The sequence below is a fragment of the Barnesiella sp. An55 genome (assembly GCF_002161555.1).
GTDB classification, from domain to species: domain Bacteria; phylum Bacteroidota; class Bacteroidia; order Bacteroidales; family Barnesiellaceae; genus Barnesiella; species Barnesiella merdipullorum.
Map to the genome: position 1 here is coordinate 118,402 of NZ_NFHZ01000006.1, position 18,362 is coordinate 136,763.

Consider the following 18,362-nt stretch of genomic DNA (forward strand, 5'->3'; position numbering starts at 1 on the left):
AACGACAAACGGGACTGCCCCCCAAAGGGACAGTCCCGTTGTTGTATTCAAATCTCTTTTAAGCAGCTATTTCTCGCGCTCAATGGTATAGTCGAGAATAGAGATGAGGGCATCGACCGTCTCCGACGGAGGGAACCCCTCGAGCAACGCCACGGCCTCGTTGCGTATGCGCTTCATCGTCTCATAGGCATACTCGATACCACCCTCACGCTTGGCATACTCGATGAGTGTGTACACATGCTCGGCCGAGAGATGCTCTTCGCTAAACAGCAAAGCCCGCATGGCCTCGTTTTCGGCTCCCGAGCCGTGTGTAATCGCATAGATGAGCGGCAAGGTGATTTTCCCCTCACGCAAATCGTTGCCCGTGGGTTTACCTATCACCTTATCTTCGTAGTAGTCAAATATATCGTCCTTAATCTGGAAACAAAGGCCCAACTTCTCGCCAAACAGGCTCAACCGCTCGACATCGGCCTTGCAAGCTCCAGCAGCCAAAGCGCCCAACTGCATGCAGGCATAGAAGAGCGACGCCGTCTTGCGGCGAATCACCTCGAAGTATGCACCTTCGTCAAGCCGGTGATTGCGGGCATTGGAAAGCTGGTCGATCTCTCCGCGAGCCAACTCCCGGCCCAGCGTGCCCAGACTCGAAATGATTGCCATCTGGTTGGTACGCACCGAACAGTCGAGCGCGCACGACACGAAATAATCGCCGGTCAACACCGCAATGCGATTGTCATACAGATGGTTGATCGTAGGCAACCCGCGACGTTTCTGCGACTCATCGACTACATCGTCATGAATGAGGCTGGCATTGTGCAGCAGCTCCAGCGAAGCGGCGGCATCGATAGCCGTGCGAGGCACCGGGCCGAACAATCGAGCGCACAGCAATACCAGAATAGGCCTTATCTGCTTGCCTTTACTCTCGAGGTAGGTATTTATCACCTCGTTCATCAAAGGACTGTTTGTATGCAGGGTCTCGGTAAGGGTCTTATTCAGTAAATCGAGCTCTCCAATAATAGGTTGCCGTATGACCAAAAGTTTATCCATATCAATTTATTCTGGTGCAAAAATAGTAATAAAACAAAAGAATCCGTATTTTTATCGTAATTTTACCGCATTGCAATAACGCTTTTTTAATTCTTATCTACAAACCGCATATCCGCATGCAAGAGAAAAGACTGTTTCTGTTAGATGCCTACGCGCTTATCTATCGCTCCTACTATGCATTCATCAAGAACCCCCGAATCAACTCCAAAGGTGTGAACACCTCGGCCATTCTGGGGTTTGTCAATACCCTCGAAGAGCTGCTCAAGAAAGAGAATCCTTCGCACATTGCCGTGGGGTTCGACCCCCAGGGACCCACATTCCGTCACGAGGCCTACGACCAGTACAAGGCCCAGCGCGAAGAGACTCCCGAGGTGATACGCTACTCGGTCCCCATCATCAAAGATATCATCCGGGCCTACAACATACCCATCATCGAGGTGCCCCGCTTCGAAGCCGACGACGTGATTGGCACACTGGCCAAACTGGCCGAGAAGGAGGGATTCGACACCTACATGATGACCCCCGACAAGGACTACGGCCAACTGGTATCACCCCACATCTTCATGTATCGCCCCAAGTTCGGCGGCGATTTCGAGATACTGGGCCCCGACGAAATAAAGGCCAAATACGGCATCGATTCGCCCGAGCAGGTAATCGATATCCTGGGACTCATGGGCGACAGCTCCGACAACATTCCGGGCTGTCCCGGTGTGGGCGAAAAGACAGCCGTGAAACTCATCGCCGACTTTGGCGGCATCGAAAATCTGTTGGCCCATACCGACCAACTGAAGGGGGCTCTCAAAACCAAAATCGAGTCGAACCGCGAGCAGATTGAATTCTCGCGTTTCCTGGCCACGATTCGCACCGACGTGCCTCTGACCTTCGACGAGGTAGCTCTGCGACGCGAACCCGTCAACGGCGAGAAACTGCGCCCCATCTTCGAGGAGCTGGAATTCCGCACCCTCACCGACCGGGTACTGGGTAACAAGACAGCCGCAGCCACTCCCAAACCAGCGCCGCAACGCTCACTCTTCGACCAGGCTCCGGCCGAGCAGGAGACTGCCCAGGAGCAACCGGTCGAGTCGAAACTCGCCGACATCCACACCACCCCCCACACCTACCACCTGACCGATACCCCGGAGAAGATGTGGGACCTGGCTGCACTCCTGGCCTGTGCCCCGGCTTTCGCCTTCGACACCGAGACGACCGGCATCGACCCCATGAACGTCGAACTGGTGGGACTCTCCTTTGCCCTCAAAGAACACGAGGCCTATTACGTGCCCGTGCCCGACGACCAGAAGAAGGCACGCGAAACGGTACGCATCTTCAAATCGGCTCTCGAAAACCCGGCCTCGCTCAAGATCGGGCAGAATATCAAATACGACTACATCGTGTTGCACAACTACGGGGTAGAGGTCAAGGGCAACCTCTTCGACACCATGGTGGCCCACTACCTGCTGCAACCCGAGCAGTACCACAACATGGACTATCTGGCCAGCATCTATCTGGGTTACAAAACGGTGGAAATCGAAGAGCTCATCGGCCCGAAGGGGAAAAAGCAACTCTCCATGCGACAGGTCCCCATCGAGCAGATATACCCCTATGCCGCCGAAGATGCCGACATCACCCTGCAACTGAAAAACCGGCTTGAGAAAGAGTTGGCCACGGGCAAGATGGAAAAGCTCTTCTATGAGATGGAGATGCCTCTTACCCGCGTACTCGCCGACATGGAGATCACCGGCGTGAACGTCGATATCGCCGAGTTGAAGAGTTCGTCGGACCTGCTCACCCGGCGTCTGGAAGAGCTCGAACAGGAGATTTACCAACTGGCCGGCACCACCTTCAACGTCAGTTCGGCTCGGCAGGTAGGCGAGATTCTGTTCGACCGGCTCAAAATCGACGAAAAGGCCAAGAAGACCAAGACCGGACAGTATTCTACCACCGAAGAGATTCTGGAGAAACTGCGTTCGCGCCATCCCATCGTAGGCAAGATTCTCGACCAGCGCGGCATACGCAAGCTGCTGAGTACCTATATCAACGCTCTGCCCGAGCTGATCAATCCCAAAACGGGCAAGATTCACACCTCGTTCAACCAGACGATTACCGCAACCGGCCGCCTCAGCTCGAGCAACCCCAACCTGCAAAACATACCCATACGCGACAGCGAAGGGCGCGAGATTCGTCGGGCCTTCGTGCCCGACAAGGGGTGCCTCTTCTTCTCGGCCGACTACTCCCAAATCGAGCTGCGCATCATGGCCCACCTGAGCGGCGACCGGCACATGATCGAGGCCTTCCGCGAAGGGTCGGATATCCACGCCGCCACGGCCGCCAAGATCTACAAAGTGCCCATCGACCAGGTCACCTCCGATATGCGGCGAAAGGCCAAGACGGCCAACTTCGGTATCATCTACGGCATTTCGGTATTCGGCCTCGCCGAGCGGCTCAACATTCCCCGCAGCGAAGCCAAGGTGCTTATCGACGGCTACTTCGAGAGCTACCCCCAAATCAAGGAGTACATGAACAAGAGCATCGAGGTGGCCCGCGAAAAGGGTTATGTCGAGACCATCTGCGGCCGCAAACGCATGCTCCCCGACATCCACTCGCACAACAGCGTGGTGCGGGGTTATGCCGAACGAAATGCCATCAATGCCCCCATCCAGGGCAGTGCCGCCGACATCATCAAGATTGCCATGATACGCATTGCCCGGCGGTTTGAAGAGGAGGGTCTGAAGAGCCGCATGATTTTGCAGGTGCACGACGAACTCAACTTCAACGTCCCCGCCGACGAACTCGACCGGGTGAAGGAGATCGTGTGCCACGAAATGGAGAATGCCTATCCCCTGCAGGTACCTCTGCTGGCCGACTACGGAGTCGGACACAACTGGCTCGAGGCTCATTAACCAGAAAAACAGAGCTACACACCCCTTCGCGACAAATAATTGTGTAACTTTGTTTCCCGGTTAAGTATAGGACAAGCATGGACATTCAAAGTTTCTCGGCACTCTTCAACACGCCGGCCAGGCGTGATGCGTTTTTGTCACTGGTAAAGGATCACAAGAAAAAGAATATTTTCGTTCAAGGGCTCGAAGGTTCGGCCCCTGCCCTGCTCTTCTCCAATCTGTTGGAGAACAAGCAGCCACACCTCATCATTGCCAACGACCTCGACGAGGCAGGTTATCTCTACAACGACCTGGTACAAATCAACGGCAGCGACCGCGTCCTGCTCTTCCCCTCGGGCTACAAGCGCGACATCAAGTACGGGCAACCCGACCCTCCCTCCGAGATCCTGCGCACCGAGGTGCTCAACCGGCTCAACCAGAAAGGCGATGCCCTGCTGGTGGTCACCTATCCCGAAGCACTTGCCGAGAAGGTGGTACCGGTCGATACCCTGTCGGACAGCACACTCCATATCGACAAAAAAAGCAAATGCGACATCGTGGCCCTGGCCGACAAGTTGCGGGCACAGGGATTCAACGAGGTCGATTATGTGTATGAGCCGGGACAGTTTGCCGTGCGAGGCAGTATTCTCGATGTATTCTCGTTCACCAACGAGTTGCCCTATCGTATCGACTTCTTCGGGAAAGAGGTGGAGAGTATCCGTACCTTCGAGGTAGAGACCCAGCTCTCGACCGAGCGGCTCGACGAAGTCTATATCGTCTCAAACGTATGCGGGCAAGAGGCTTCGGGCATCTCGATGCTCGATTTCATCGACAAAAACGCCCTTCTCGTGTGCCACAATCTCTCGTGGGCGCTCGACCGCATCGAGGCTATCGCCTCGGAGTCTCTCTCGGAACAGACCCTCATTGCCGAGGAGGGCGACCGCGACGCCATGAAGAAGGTTATCGACCCGGCCGCTTTCCGCCGAAAGGCGCTCTCGTTCCGCCGCATCGACTACGGCTCGTCGAGCGAGGCGGCTACCCCGGCCGTCATGCGATTCGACTGTGCCCCACAGGGCATCTATCACAAGAACTTCGATCTCGTGAGTCAGTCGTTCGCCCAATTCATCGAGAAAAAATACACCATCTACATACTCAGCGACAGCGAGAAACAGATTGAGCGGCTCCAGGCCATCTTCGAGGAACGAGGCGAATCGATTACCTTTACTCCCGTGCTGAAGACCCTGCACGAGGGATTTGTCGATAACGACCTGAAGATGTGCTGCTTCACCGATCACCAGATATTCGACCGATTCCACAAATATACCCTCAAGAGCGAGCACGCCCGCTCGGGCAAACTGGCCCTGTCGCTCAAGGAGCTCAACCAAATCGAGGTGGGCGACTACATCGTGCATGTCGATCACGGTATCGGACGCTTCGGCGGACTCATCCGCACCGAAATCAGCGGGAAGATGCAGGAGGTAATCAAACTCACCTACCAGAACGACGACATCATCTTCGTGAGCATACACGCCCTGCACAAACTGGCCAAATACCGGGGCAAAGAGGGCGAAACGCCTCGTATCAACAAACTGGGCAGCGGCGCCTGGGAGCGCATGAAAGAGAAGACCAAGGGCAAGATGAAAGAGATTGCCCGCGACCTTATCAAACTCTATGCCGCCCGCAAACAGGAGAAGGGATTTGCCTTCTCGCCCGACTCGTTCCTGCAACAGGAGCTCGAGGCCTCGTTCATTTATGAAGATACTCCCGACCAGATAAAATCGACCGCCGAGGTAAAAGCCGACATGGAGCGCGAACGCCCCATGGACCGGCTCATCTGCGGTGACGTGGGATTCGGTAAAACCGAAATAGCCATACGGGCAGCCTTCAAGGCGACCTGCGACAACAAGCAGGTGGCAGTGCTCGTGCCCACTACCGTGCTGGCCTTCCAGCACTACCAGACCTTCAAGGAGCGACTCAAAGAGTTTCCCGTGCGCATCGAGTATCTGAGCCGGGCCCGCAAGGCCTCGGAGGTAAAAGCCATCCTCAAAGATCTGGCCGAACGGAAAATCGACATCATCATCGGCACCCACAAACTCATCGGCAAGGATGTAAAGTTCAACGACCTGGGATTGCTCATTATCGACGAGGAGCAGAAGTTTGGCGTAGCGGTCAAGGAGAAACTCAAACAGATGAAGGTCAATGTCGATACGCTCACCATGTCGGCCACCCCTATCCCCCGCACCTTGCAGTTCTCGCTGATGGGGGCGCGCGACCTCTCGGTCATCTCTACCCCGCCGGCCAACCGCTACCCCATACAGACCGAGGTACACGCCTTCAACGACGACATTATCAAAGAGGCCATCAACTTCGAGATGAGCCGCGGCGGCCAGGTGTTCTTTGTCAACAACCGCATACCGCAACTGTATGAACTCGAGAATACCATACACCGGCTGGTCCCCGATGCCCGCGTAGTCATCGGCCACGGACAGATGCCGCCCGATAAACTGGAGCAGGCCATCATCGACTTTGTCAACTACGACTACGACGTGCTGCTGGCCACCACCATTATCGAGTCGGGTATCGACATGCCCAACACCAACACCATCATCATCAACGATGCCCAGAACTTCGGGTTGAGCGAACTGCACCAGCTCAGAGGGCGTGTGGGCCGCAGCAACCGCAAGGCCTTCTGCTACCTGCTCACTCCGCCGCGACACACCTTCTCGGTCGATGCCCGCCGGCGGCTGCAAGCCATCGAGAGCTTCTCGGAGCTGGGTAGCGGCATACACATTGCCATGCAAGACCTCGACATACGGGGTGCCGGCAACCTGCTCGGGGCCGAACAGAGCGGTTTCATCGCCGATCTGGGCTACGAGACCTACCAGAAAATATTGAAAGAGGCGGTCGATGAGTTGAAAAACGACGAGTTCAGCGACCTCTACTACGGGGCCGATTCCGACACGAAACCCGAGGAGTTTGTCTCGGAGTGTACCATCGAGTCGGATCTCGAGATTCTCTTCCCGGCCGACTACGTGCCGCAGGAGTCGGAACGCATCTCGCTCTACCAGGAGCTCGACAACATGGAACGCGAGACTGATATACGCCAGTTCTGTGAACGGCTCGAAGACCGCTTCGGGCGTATTCCCCACGAAGCCATGGAGCTCATCCGGGTCGTACGCCTCAGACGCCTAGCCAAACAACTGGGTATCGAAAAAGTGGGTTTGAAACAGGGTCAGATGTATCTCTACTTCGTCTCCGACGAGCACGTGGCCTACTACCAGTCGGCAGCCTTCGGGCGCATCCTGGCCTACCTGCAAAAGAACCCGCGCCAATGCAAACTGCGCGAAATCAAAGGGCGTCGTTCCCTGGCCATAAAAGACATTACTTCGGTGGAATCGGCGGTTGCGGTGCTTGAGGAGATGCTGCAGACGACCCCGGTTTAGCCGCCGGCGAACCCGACCCTCGCATCGTACCGAAAGGTATCCCCCACAACTCGTCGGGGTGATGCCCGGCCGTGAGCAGGGCTGCATTGATGTAGTCGCGGCTCGACGGGTTCTGGAAAGGATAGAGCCCGAATTGCGGCATGATGGCGGCGTAGTGTTCGAAAATCTCCGATTGAATCGACTCGTAGCTTACCCAGTCGGTATTGGTCGAAAAGCAATAAAGCTGCAAAGGGAGCCCGTTGTCGGTGGGATCGAGGGCCCGCACCATCAGAAGCATCTGCCCACCGATAAACTTGTGCCGTTGCAGATAGAGCACCATATAGGCCCTGAACAGGCCCAGATTGGTCTCGATAGTACCATTGACCAGCCCCTCGCTATTCTGGGTATTCTCGACTACGCCACGTTGCTGTTGAGCCTGCTTTTTCTCGATGAAATCGCGCAAAATCTCGATCTGCTTCATCTTTTCCAGGAACTCGGGAGTACAGAATTTCACCGTACTCAAATCGATGGTCAGCGAGCGCATGATGCGTCGGCCACCGGCTTCGGTCATTCCCCGCCAGTTCTGCACCTCGCCCGACACCAGTGAATAGGGCGGCAACGTCACAATCGTGTTGTCGAAGTTCTGCACCTTCACCGTATCGAGCGACACGTCAATGACGATGCCGTTTACACTACCACCCGGCACCACAATCCAGTCGCCATTGCGAATCATGTCGTTTTGCGACAGTTGCACGCCCGCCACAAAACCCAGGATACTGTCTTTGAACACCAGCATCAGCACGGCAGCAAAAGCGCCCAGCCCCGTAATGAGGGCCATGGGCGACCGCTCGATCAGGATCGACACCGTCACAATCACCCAAAAACCGGCCAGCAGCCCTTTAACAATCTGAATCATCCCTTTCATGGGCCGATTGCGCAATGCCGTGCGACTCGAATAGATTTCCCAAAAGACCGACAACTGCGTATTAATCGAAAAAACAATCACGCCCAGCACATAAATCCAGCACAATTTCTCGATCAGTTTCAAGAAAGCCGGCGTGCCATGAAAGGCAAATGGCAACAGCGACAGAATGACCAGCGGCGGTATCACATGAGTCATGCGGGTAAAGAGGTGGGCCTTGACCAACCCCTTCATCAAACTGCCACCCCGATACCGGGCAACCTGCTGAATCACATAAATGACAATGACCCGCAAAATGCGTCCCACCACGATGGCAATGATAAACACCAAAATACTATACACAATCTGGTTCCACACGGGCGATGGCTCACCCGTGAACCTCAACAACAGATCCGATACCCAGGCCATCAACCGGTCGGCTATCTCGTATGCCTTGTTCATCGTTATCTCTTTTTTCCCCTAAAAACGCCTCACCCGCCCGTTGGGTTCATCTCGATTCCACACAAAAAAAAGTGGCTGTCTCTCCTGTGAGAGACAGCCACTTTCCGTAAAAAGACCACTATGTATCTATTGAACGATTATTTTCTGCCCGTTGACCAGATAGAAGCCGGCAGGTAGAGCCACCTCGGTCGTGCCCGGTTCGACTTGTACCTCGTGCATCAACTGCCCGGCAATCGTGTGGATGCTAACCATCGTCGCCTCGGGAGCCGATATGCAAACGGCGCCCGGTACCCCATAGATTGTCAGCGCGTCGGTCTCGACAGCCTGGATACCCGAAGGCGTTTTGATATAGGGTTCCGACTCGTTGCCGGCGGCATCGATGGCTGTCACAACAAAGTAGTAACCCGACTGTGTACATGACGATACATCGGCACTCGTCTCCCAAGTAACCCGCTGCAGATAGGCCGATTTCTCGTATGTTGCAGAATTATAAGCTACCCGGCTGGGCACGTAATAGATGGCATAGCGCATTGTCTCGTCGGCTCCGTCGGCCCGCCACGAAAGGGTATTCCCCGAGAGGGTAATCTCGGTAATTTCGGGCAGAGTCTGGGGCGTTTTCCAACTCATGAGCGGGGTCAAAGCCGGCTGGGTAAACTTCTCCTCGGCCAAGTAATCGGCCAAACCGTAACTGAAGAACTGGGTCGTGTTGAAGAATACATGCCCCGGAGCTCCCAGCAGGTCGGTCGAGCGGTTCATGTCCACCTCAAAGCCGCACTCCTCGGTTCCTTGGGCAGCCGTAGCGGCAACCGACCGCTCGACCATCGACAGACTGTTGTATTCGTTCTCGGTCATATGAAGCCGCTGTAGGATACTTTTGCGCTGCGGACCACTCTGCGGCATGGTAGAGACACGCATGCTCGAATAGAAATGACGCTCCATCACCTCGGCTACCCCGGCCCACCAGGGAACCAGGGTCTTGTAGCCCCATGGCTTGGTGTTGAAACTGGGCCAGTAACATTGTGGCGAAATGAAGTCGATACTCTTTTCCTTCAGCCAGGCCACACCGTCGCAATAAAGTTGCGAATAGGCACTCGTGCCCCCGCTCGTATTCAGGTAGTCGATGCCATAGGCCGTAGCCACACTTTGGGGCCCACCCCAGATGCCAAAGGGACCGATGCCGAATTTTACGGTAGGCTTCGTCTCCTGAATCATACTGTATATGTCGGCAATCAGTTTGTTCACACTCTCGCGTCGCCAGTCGCCCACATTCTTCCCTGCCGGCTTGTAAAGGCCTTGCGAATAGGCATCCTCGTTGGTAGTCCCCTCATAGGGATAGAAATAGTCGTCGAAGATGAGACCATCGACATTGTAGTGCGTGATGATATCCCTGAGGACATCTACCAGATAAGACGCCACCTCGGGGTTTCCCGGGTCGAGAATATAGCTCGACGAATACTCGAGCAACCACTCGGGGTGGTTTTTGCGGATGGGATCGTCGGCACCGTGCATATTCTTCACGCTCTCATAGCGGTAGGGATTGATCCAGGCATATAGTTCCATGCCCCGCTTGTGAGCCTCGCCAATGGCAAAAGCCAACGGGTCGTAACCCGGGTCTTTACCTCGTGTACCGGTGAGGAACTGCGACCAGGGTTCGTAAGCAGACTGGTACAAAGCATCGCACATGGGGCGCACCTGCAGATAGACGACATTCATGCGGGCTGCCTGCATGCCATCGAGTATCTCGATAAGCGAAGCCTGCTGCTGCGCAGCTGTTTCTGTCGATTTGGGCCAATCGATATTGCTCACCGAAGCCAGCCAGGTGGCCCTCAGTTCCCGTTTGGGAGAATCGGCTGCGACCGAAAAAGCCAAAGCCACAGCCCCAAAAAGAAGAAGGAGATGTTTTTTCATGGTACTCGCAGATTATCAGTGTGTTTACAAAAATACACCAAAATTGGAATTTACCCGCTTTTTATACCTAAATAAAACACAACAACATTTAAAATACTTTTATGCCATTTTACCCTTCTACACCTCCTCTGGCGTGGAAAAGACGAAATACGCAAAAGATTCCTTACCTTTGTAGAAGATAGGATGTGACTCGACATAGCCAAACTTGAAAAACAAGTTTTCCTGTTTGTCTTTACTCTCGCCTTTCACTATCTTTGCAGGGCCTGCATAAACAGGAGGCGACAGGACGAAAGTCCAGGAGCTGGCAATTGCTATGCTAAGCACTAAAATCCAGACACTTGCAGCTGCCGCCACCCGTTGCTGCGATATTTTTAGTGAGAATATAAACAAAACAATACAATAGCATGAGTTTACAATGTGGTATAGTCGGGCTGCCCAACGTGGGCAAATCGACTCTTTTCAACTGTTTGTCCAATGCCAAAGCGCAATCGGCAAACTTTCCGTTCTGTACCATCGAGCCCAACGTGGGAGTAATCACCGTTCCCGACGAGCGGTTGAACAAACTGGCCGAGCTGGTTCATCCCCAGCGCATTGTCCCCACGACGGTCGAGATTGTCGATATTGCCGGCCTGGTCAAAGGGGCCAGCAAGGGCGAGGGACTGGGCAACAAGTTCCTGGCCAACATACGCGAGACCGATGCCATCCTGCATGTGCTTCGTTGCTTCGACGACGACAACATCACGCACGTCGATGGATCGGTAAACCCCGTGAGAGACAAAGAGATTATCGACTTTGAGTTGCAACTCAAGGACCTGGAGACCATCGAGTCGCGCATCTCGAAGGTGCAGAAACAGGCACAAACCGGCGGTGACAAGGTGGCCAAAATCGCCTACGAGGTGCTGAGCCGCTACAAGGAGGCTCTCGAGCAGGGTAAACCGGCCCGCACCGTTACCTTCGAAACCAAGGACGAGCAGAAGATTGCCCACGACCTCTTCCTGCTCACCAACAAACCGGTCATGTATATCTGCAATGTCGATGATGCCAGTGCCGTGTCGGGTAACAAGTATGTCGATATGGTGCGTGAAGCGGTCAAGGACGAGAATGCCCAGATACTGATTGTGGCTGCCAAGACCGAATCGGAGATTGCCGAGTTTGAAACCTACGAAGAGCGGCAGATGTTCCTCAACGAGATAGGACTCGAAGAGTCGGGCGTGTCGCGCCTCATCCGCGCCGCCTACAGCCTGCTCAACCTCGAGACCTACTTTACCGCCGGACCTCAAGAGGTGCGTGCCTGGACCTACCTGAAGGGTAGCAAAGCCCCGCAATGCGCCGGTATCATACACACCGATTTCGAGAAAGGCTTTATCCGCGCCGAAGTCATCAAATACGACGACTATGTAACCCTGGGTTCGGAGAACGCCTGCAAAGAGGCCGGCAAGATGTATATCGAAGGCAAGGATTATGTGGTGCAAGACGGCGATATCATGCACTTCCGCTTCAACGTATAATCGGCATTAAGCTTCATAACCATAAGAGAAAGGGCGATGAAACTCGGTTTCATCGCCCTTTCTCTTATTCGTTTGGTGCCGCCAATCAGCGTTTCGGCGACAGGTTCAGAAGTTGAGAATAGCGGGCATTGTCGTTCAATACAGCGCAAGCCTCGGTCAAGTCCTTGTCGTTCTTGATCGACTCAATCACTTCGCCCTTCTGGTAGTAATAACGCTTCACAATCTCAATCGAGAGCAGTTGCCTTATTTCGTCGCGGAACGTCTCCAAATCACGGTCCAAATCGTGGTTCAGACTGGCCTCCAGCGCCTCAAACTGCTTTTGAGTATTCTCGTCGAAATAGCCCTCAAACTTGGCCACCTCTTTCAAGTCGGCCAGGATACGCTCGCTCTGCTTGTCGTATTTGAAGTTCTTCGACTTCACAAAAGCCTTGAAATCGTTATAGACCGAGTCGGGCAATACAAACTCCTTGGCAGGAGCAATCGTGTCGTGTTGAGCCGCATATCGGTTGGCATAGTCAAAGAAATAGAAGTCGCGCATCAGATAGTAGCTGATGTTTCCCCTCCGCTCGACCGAGGTCTCTATGTCGGGCTTGATACCGCCTCCGTCGCGCACGATGCGTCCGTGGGCTGTCTTGAATTCGTGGGTGAGGCTGTCGGGGATACGGGCCACACTGCCATCGGGGTTGCGGTGCGAATAGTCGATCGCCTGGATGAGTCGTCCGCTGGGGATATAATAGCGGGCAATCGTCACCTTGAGAATCCCGTTATAGGGCAACGGGCGGGTCGATTGCACCAAACCCTTTCCAAACGAGCGAGAGCCGATAATCACGGCCCGGTCGAGATCTTGCAGCGAGCCGGCTACAATCTCCGACGACGAAGCGGTTCCCCCGTCAATCAGTACGGCCAGCGGTATATGTTCATCGACCGGCTCCTGAGTGGTCTTGTAAATCTTGTCCATCTGCTTGTTGCGACCCCGGGTCGAGAGCACCTCTACCCCCTTGGGCACAAACAGGTTGACAATTTGCACGGCCTGCTCCAAAATACCGCCGCCATTGCCGCGCAAATCGAGCACGAGCGAAGTCACGCCCCGCCGTTTCAAGTCTTGCAAAGCCCGTTTCACCTCATCGGCAGCCGAGTCGGTAAAACTATTCAGATAAATATAGCCGACACTGTCGCACACCACATCGTAGTAGGGCACGACAGGCATATGCACCTTCTTGCGGGTGATGTCGAACGAAAGAGTGCCCTCGACACCCGGCCGCTCTACGGTCACTCGCAGCTTGGTATTGGCGGGGCCCTTCAGCCGCTCGCTCACGGCCGAACTCTTCCACCCCTTCACCGAGTCGTTGTCGATCATCACAATCTTGTCGCCGGGACGCAAACCTGCCAGCTGAGCAGGCATCCCCTCGTAGGGTTCGGAGATATAGACGGCATTGTCGCGCTCGACGATAATCGAGCCTATGCCGGCATACTCGCCGGTGGTCGATACGAAGAAATCGTCTTTGTCCTTCTCGGGAATATACTCGGTATAAGGGTCGAGGCGGCTCAACATGGCATTGACGCCGTCGCCGATAGCCTTCTCGGCATTGATGGTATCGACATAAAACAGGTTCAGCTCCTTGAAAAGCGAGTTGAATATATCGAGATTACGCGAAACTTCGAAATCACGCCGGTCCGATTTCCCGGCCGGTGCCGCATTTGCCACGCCCAACCCCAAGATAAGTACCCAGGCGAGTCCTATGCTCAAACTTACTTTTTTCATGACACAACTCTTTTTGTCTTAGCTTTACGAAGATAGTCAATGCTGCCGGTCCTCGGCAATCATTGCAGCTACTTTTAACTTTATTTCATCCCATATCTCGTCGCTCATCTTGGGGCCTATTACCTTGATCACCCTACCGGCCAGCAGCGAGCCTATCTCGCCGCAAACCTTCAACGAGCAATGTTGCGACAAACCATAGAGGAAACCCGAGGCATACAGGTCGCCGGCGCCCGTCGAATCGAGCCGCACCTCGGGTGTGGCCGGTACCTCTACAATGACATCCCCATGGCCCACAAACGAACCTTGAGCCCCACATTTGACTACCGCAATCTGGCAGTGACGGGCCAACGTCTCGACAGCCCGGCGCGGCTCTTCGCCCACATAGGCCATCGCCTCTTCTTCATTGGCAAAAAGGATATCGACATAGTTCTCTACCAGGGTGTGGATAATGGCGTAGTTCTCCTTCACGACATTGTAACTTGCCATATCGAAAGAGACCTGCAACCCCAACTCCTTGGCCAGTTGCACGGCCCGCAGGATGAGGGCCTCGTCTTGTACCAGATAGCCCTCGATGTGCAGCAGGTCATACCCGGCAAACCTGTCGGGTGTGAGTTCGTCGGCACTCAACGTGGCCGCGGCCCCCAGAAAAGTACCGAAGGTGCGCTCGCCGTCGGGAGTAATCAAGGTCATGGCACACCCCGAAGCCTGGTCGCACTCGATAAGCGAGGTCTTTACCCCGTTGCGCTCCATATCCTCGCGGAAGAAACGCCCGTAAGCATCTCGCCCTATCTTGCCGATGAAACCGCCCTCTACCCCCAAGCGGGTGACACCCGAGACGGCATTGGCAGCCGAACCGCCCGAAGCCAGCGTCGTTTCCAGACCTTCGAAGACCGCCATAATCTTCAATAACCGATCTTCGTCAATCAGTTGCATTCCCCCCTTCAAGAGGCCCATCGACTCGAAACACGAGTCGGAATGTAAACGTGCCAGCACGTCGGTAAGTGCGTTTCCCAGTCCTACTATCCTCATTGTAGAAATTTTTTTTGCAAATATATTGCATAATTGGAAATAACCCATTACTTTTGCATCGCATTTTTAAGGAATGATATCTTCTTCAGTAGCTCAGTCGGTTAGAGCATCTGACTGTTAATCAGAGGGTCGTTGGTTCAAGTCCAACCTGAAGAGCCACACATTTTAAGACTATTATTCTTCAGTAGCTCAGTCGGTTAGAGCATCTGACTGTTAATCAGAGGGTCGTTGGTTCAAGTCCAACCTGAAGAGCTTCGGGGAGTTCGTTCACAAGACGAACTCTTTTTTTCACCAAAAACCAATCAATTATGGACGATTCAAACCCGCGAACGTACAGTAGTATTCACACCTCCCTTGGGAGCAAGTAACGTTTGAACGTCAAATTTTGCGAGCTCTCCTTGGGATACAAAACAAGAAAGGAGCAACGCAATGAGAAAATATCTCTTTTGTGAAGCAGGGTTCGTAGAGAAACCCAACTGGCTTCCCAACTGCTGGGTGAACGTAGAGAGCCCCACTCAAGACGATTTCGATTTCCTGGAGAATGATTTGAAGGTGCCCGCCGCCTTTCTACACGACATCGCCGATACCGATGAGCGTCCCCGCATCGATAACGAGGGTAACTGGTTGTTGACCATCCTGCGCATCCCCGTGGTCGAGCAGAACAGCTCTATCTCCTACACCACCGTGCCCATAGGCATCATTACCAACAATGAGATTATCGTTTCGGTATGCTATCGATCGACCGACATGATTCCCGATTTCATCGAGCATACCCGCCGCAAAGAGATTGCAGTACCCAACAAATACGAGTTCATCTTACGACTCATCTACTCCTCGGCCGTGTGGTACCTCAAGTATCTGAAACAGATCTACAACGAAGTGAATTCGGCCGAAAAGGAGCTGCAACGAAGCATCCGCAACGAAGACCTGCTGCGACTCATGAACCTGCAAAAGTGCCTCGTTTACTTCAATACCTCGATTCGAGGCAACGAGATGATGATAAGCAAGCTGCCCAAGATTTTCCACGAGAAGGACTACCAGAACCCCGAACTGCTCGACGACGTCATGATCGAGTTGCGACAGGCCCACAACATGGTCAACATATACAGCGATATTCTCACCGGCACGATGGACGCCTTTGCCTCCATCATCTCGAACAACGTGAACACCATCATGAAACGCATGACCAGCCTCTCGATTGTGCTCATGGTGCCCACGCTCATCGCCAGCTTCTACGGCATGAACGTCGATATACACATCGAGCAGATACCCCATGCCTTCTCGCTCATCGTATTCTTCTCGATACTGTTGTCGGCCCTGGCTTTCGTCATATTCCGTAAAATCAAGTGGTTCTAACGACCGCTCCCTGTGGGGGCTGGCAAGCCAACCCCTCCTGCCCCCGTATAGAGACCCATAACCCACGAGACCGAAACAACCTGCACGACGATGAAAACCCAAACGCTCTATATCTCCGACCTGGACGGCACGCTGCTCAACGGCGACTCGGTCGTCTCGCCCCGTTCGATACAAATCCTCAACAGTCTGTTGCAAAAGGGGATGCGCTTTACCGTAGCCACAGCCCGCACGCCAGCCACGGTCATACCGCTGTTGCAGGAGCTCGATCTCGACCTGCCGGCCGTACTCATGAATGGGGCCGTACTCTACGACATCCGTCGCAGACGCTACATCCGCGCCAACGGATTTACCGACGACTCGGCCCTGCAATATATCCAACAACTCGAGCAGCGCGCCCTCGTGCCCTTTGTCTATCGCATCGACGGCAACAAACTGCAAGTCTTTCACAAGCCACTTGCCAATGACATGCAACGCGAGTTCAAACGCCAGCGCGAGCACACTCCCTATAAGGACTTCGTGCTCATCGACGACTATCGCACGTCCCTGCTCGAAAGACCACCCCTCTTCATCCTGGTCATCGACCTCTTCGACCGCCTCGAGACCGCCGCTGCCGAAATAAACCGGTCGGGCAAATGCAGCCTCTTTTGCTATCGCGATATTGTCGATCCCCGCTACGGCAATCTCGAAATTTACCCGCTGGGAGTCTCCAAAGCGGCCACGGCCCAACAGATAATCGACCAACTCAACCCCTGGGAGGTCGTGGCCTTTGGCGACAACCTCAACGACCTGCCTCTCTTCGGTCTGGCCGACCGTCGCTACGCTCCCGAAAATGCCATGGACGAGGTGAAGCGACAGGCTACAGCCATTATCCCCGACAACAATCACGACGGTGTAGCCCGGTTCCTTTGCGACGACTACCTGCAATAAGCGACACCCAACAATCTACCGATAAAAATTGAGCCGCAAGAATGGGATTTCTTGCGGCTCAATGCTATTTTCAATTCGTCTATTCCTTACCAGTTACCCTTGTCATTCGCGTCACGATTCTCCTGAGCAGCCTTGAGCGCCAACTCGGCCTCGAGTTGTGCCCTCGACTTACTGGTCGTCACCACATACACGCCCAGGAATACCAGCAAAATGGCAAACCCTTTCATCATATCGAAGCTATCCATACCCCACCAAACAGCCAGCAGCGAGGCCACAATGGGTTGAATATAGTTGTACATGCTCACTACGGTAGGCCGCAACCGTTTCTGACCGACCGAAACCAGCATATACGACAAGAAGGTGGCTCCGAATATCACAAAGAACAAGTCGAGATAGACCGTGCTGCCAAGCTTTTCAAACGGAATGTGCATCACATCGACACCACCGATGGGCAGACAACATATCGACGCAAACAAAAACATCCACTTCATGAGCGTGACCGGCTTATACCGGTTGATAAGATCTTTGAATGCCACATAGTAAATGGCAAAGCTTATCTCGGCAATCAGGCAGAACAGATCGCCCATGACCCTATCGCTCGACAAGGCTCCCGACCCGCCTTTGGCACTGGCTCCGTTCAGAATCAGCATCAACGCCCCCGAAAGGCCCATGAACACACCTATCACTTTCTTGCCCGTCATCGGCTCCTTCTGAATAAAGGCCGCCAAAATCATGGTGATGATAGGCGTGAGCGACGCTACTACCGAGGCATCGATAGGCGTCGTGTAGGAGATTCCCACAACAAAGAAACCTTGGTTGAGAGTGATGCCAAACAAAGAGGCGACAAAAAGTAACAGTAAATCGCGCTTGGTTACCGACTCGCGAGGCATGAACAGCGAGGCTATCCAAAAGAAAACGGCTGCCCCCACCATACGCATATTGGTCAACGAAAAGGCCGATATGAAACCTGTTAAAAAGATCGATTTAGAAATCGGCGACATAATTCCCCACAGGAAATTCGCCGTAAACATGGCCGAATGGCCCTTTAGCTTCTCTTTCATTTCCCGTTATTTTGGGCGCAAAAGTACAAATTGTTTCGTCACGAAATTCGTTTGGTCAAACATATTTTTTTGAGACCCGCATCACCTTTGGGCTTATGCGACT

11 protein-coding genes and 2 tRNA genes are annotated in these 18,362 nt (G+C 53.9%); 7 read left to right on the forward strand and 6 right to left on the reverse strand.

What is annotated here, in order from left to right; all coding sequences use genetic code 11:
• Window positions 1–66: 66 nt before the first annotated feature.
• The gene (locus B5G10_RS05455) at window positions 67–1,044 is read right to left on the reverse strand and encodes a polyprenyl synthetase family protein (RefSeq protein ID WP_087423725.1); all 978 of its coding nucleotides are present in this window, start codon (window positions 1,042–1,044) and stop codon (window positions 67–69) included.
• 116 nt (window positions 1,045–1,160) lie between these two features.
• Between B5G10_RS05455 and polA the strand changes: the two genes are divergently transcribed.
• Window positions 1,161–3,944, forward strand: coding sequence for a DNA polymerase I (gene polA, locus B5G10_RS05460; protein ID WP_087423726.1), 2,784 nt, complete (start codon window positions 1,161–1,163; stop codon window positions 3,942–3,944).
• A gap of 77 nt (window positions 3,945–4,021) precedes the next feature.
• Entirely contained in the window at window positions 4,022–7,366 is a 3,345-nt protein-coding gene (gene mfd, locus B5G10_RS05465) for a transcription-repair coupling factor (RefSeq protein WP_087423727.1), read from the forward strand.
• Here mfd and B5G10_RS05470 read toward each other — a convergent pair.
• Together B5G10_RS05470 and B5G10_RS05475 are read right to left on the reverse strand one after the other, a co-directional pair.
• A complete protein-coding gene (locus tag B5G10_RS05470) occupies window positions 7,305–8,708 on the reverse strand; it encodes a mechanosensitive ion channel domain-containing protein (RefSeq protein ID WP_087423728.1) in 1,404 nt (467 codons plus the stop codon). The two genes, mfd and B5G10_RS05470, sit on opposite strands and share 62 nt — an antisense overlap.
• 126 nt (window positions 8,709–8,834) lie before the next feature.
• On the reverse strand, window positions 8,835–10,616 hold the full coding sequence (locus B5G10_RS05475; protein WP_087423729.1) for a family 10 glycosylhydrolase: 1,782 nt from the start codon (window positions 10,614–10,616) through the stop codon (window positions 8,835–8,837).
• A 404-nt stretch (window positions 10,617–11,020) separates the two neighbouring features.
• On the opposite strand from B5G10_RS05475, the gene ychF reads away from it, so the two are divergent.
• Entirely contained in the window at window positions 11,021–12,124 is a 1,104-nt protein-coding gene (ychF, locus tag B5G10_RS05485; RefSeq protein ID WP_087423731.1) for a redox-regulated ATPase YchF, read from the forward strand.
• Between the two features lie 85 nt (window positions 12,125–12,209).
• Here ychF and B5G10_RS05490 read toward each other — a convergent pair whose 3' ends face one another.
• Together B5G10_RS05490 and B5G10_RS05495 are read right to left on the reverse strand one after the other, a co-directional pair.
• On the reverse strand, window positions 12,210–13,886 hold the full coding sequence (locus B5G10_RS05490; RefSeq protein ID WP_087423732.1) for a S41 family peptidase: 1,677 nt from the start codon (window positions 13,884–13,886) through the stop codon (window positions 12,210–12,212).
• Window positions 13,887–13,922: 36 nt separating this feature from the next.
• On the reverse strand, window positions 13,923–14,915 hold the full coding sequence (locus B5G10_RS05495) for an adenosine kinase (protein ID WP_241147720.1): 993 nt from the start codon (window positions 14,913–14,915) through the stop codon (window positions 13,923–13,925).
• An 82-nt stretch (window positions 14,916–14,997) separates the two neighbouring features.
• On the opposite strand from B5G10_RS05495, the gene B5G10_RS05500 reads away from it, so the two are divergent.
• From B5G10_RS05500 to B5G10_RS05515, 4 genes are all read left to right on the forward strand, one after another.
• Window positions 14,998–15,074, forward strand: a tRNA-Asn gene (locus tag B5G10_RS05500).
• Between the two features lie 19 nt (window positions 15,075–15,093).
• Window positions 15,094–15,167: transfer RNA gene (locus B5G10_RS05505), tRNA-Asn, on the forward strand.
• Between the two features lie 177 nt (window positions 15,168–15,344).
• Window positions 15,345–16,271 (forward strand): magnesium transporter CorA family protein, encoded by a 927-nt coding sequence (locus B5G10_RS05510; protein WP_087423734.1) that lies wholly within the window; start codon window positions 15,345–15,347, stop codon window positions 16,269–16,271.
• A gap of 90 nt (window positions 16,272–16,361) precedes the next feature.
• Window positions 16,362–17,198, forward strand: coding sequence for an HAD family hydrolase (locus B5G10_RS05515; protein WP_087423735.1), 837 nt, complete (start codon window positions 16,362–16,364; stop codon window positions 17,196–17,198).
• Between the two features lie 86 nt (window positions 17,199–17,284).
• Here the strand turns inward: B5G10_RS05515 and B5G10_RS05520 are convergent, their stop codons facing one another.
• Window positions 17,285–18,259 (reverse strand): DMT family transporter, encoded by a 975-nt coding sequence (locus B5G10_RS05520; protein ID WP_087423736.1) that lies wholly within the window; start codon window positions 18,257–18,259, stop codon window positions 17,285–17,287.
• Between the last annotated feature and the right edge of the window lie 103 nt (window positions 18,260–18,362).

Excerpts from the sequence above, each read along its gene's own strand:
- mfd (WP_087423727.1), top strand. The coding sequence starts at position 4,022 with ATGGACATTCAAAGTTTCTCGGCACTCTTCAACACGCCGGCCAGGCGT.
- B5G10_RS05495 (WP_241147720.1), bottom strand. The coding sequence starts at position 14,915 with ATGAGGATAGTAGGACTGGGAAACGCACTTACCGACGTGCTGGCACGT.
- B5G10_RS05515 (WP_087423735.1), top strand. The coding sequence starts at position 16,362 with ATGAAAACCCAAACGCTCTATATCTCCGACCTGGACGGCACGCTGCTC.
- B5G10_RS05455 (WP_087423725.1), bottom strand. The coding sequence starts at position 1,044 with ATGGATAAACTTTTGGTCATACGGCAACCTATTATTGGAGAGCTCGAT.
- B5G10_RS05470 (WP_087423728.1), bottom strand. The coding sequence starts at position 8,708 with ATGAACAAGGCATACGAGATAGCCGACCGGTTGATGGCCTGGGTATCG.
- B5G10_RS05510 (WP_087423734.1), top strand. The coding sequence starts at position 15,345 with ATGAGAAAATATCTCTTTTGTGAAGCAGGGTTCGTAGAGAAACCCAAC.
- B5G10_RS05490 (WP_087423732.1), bottom strand. The coding sequence starts at position 13,886 with ATGAAAAAAGTAAGTTTGAGCATAGGACTCGCCTGGGTACTTATCTTG.
- ychF (WP_087423731.1), top strand. The coding sequence starts at position 11,021 with ATGAGTTTACAATGTGGTATAGTCGGGCTGCCCAACGTGGGCAAATCG.
- B5G10_RS05520 (WP_087423736.1), bottom strand. The coding sequence starts at position 18,259 with ATGAAAGAGAAGCTAAAGGGCCATTCGGCCATGTTTACGGCGAATTTC.
- polA (WP_087423726.1), top strand. The coding sequence starts at position 1,161 with ATGCAAGAGAAAAGACTGTTTCTGTTAGATGCCTACGCGCTTATCTAT.
- B5G10_RS05475 (WP_087423729.1), bottom strand. The coding sequence starts at position 10,616 with ATGAAAAAACATCTCCTTCTTCTTTTTGGGGCTGTGGCTTTGGCTTTT.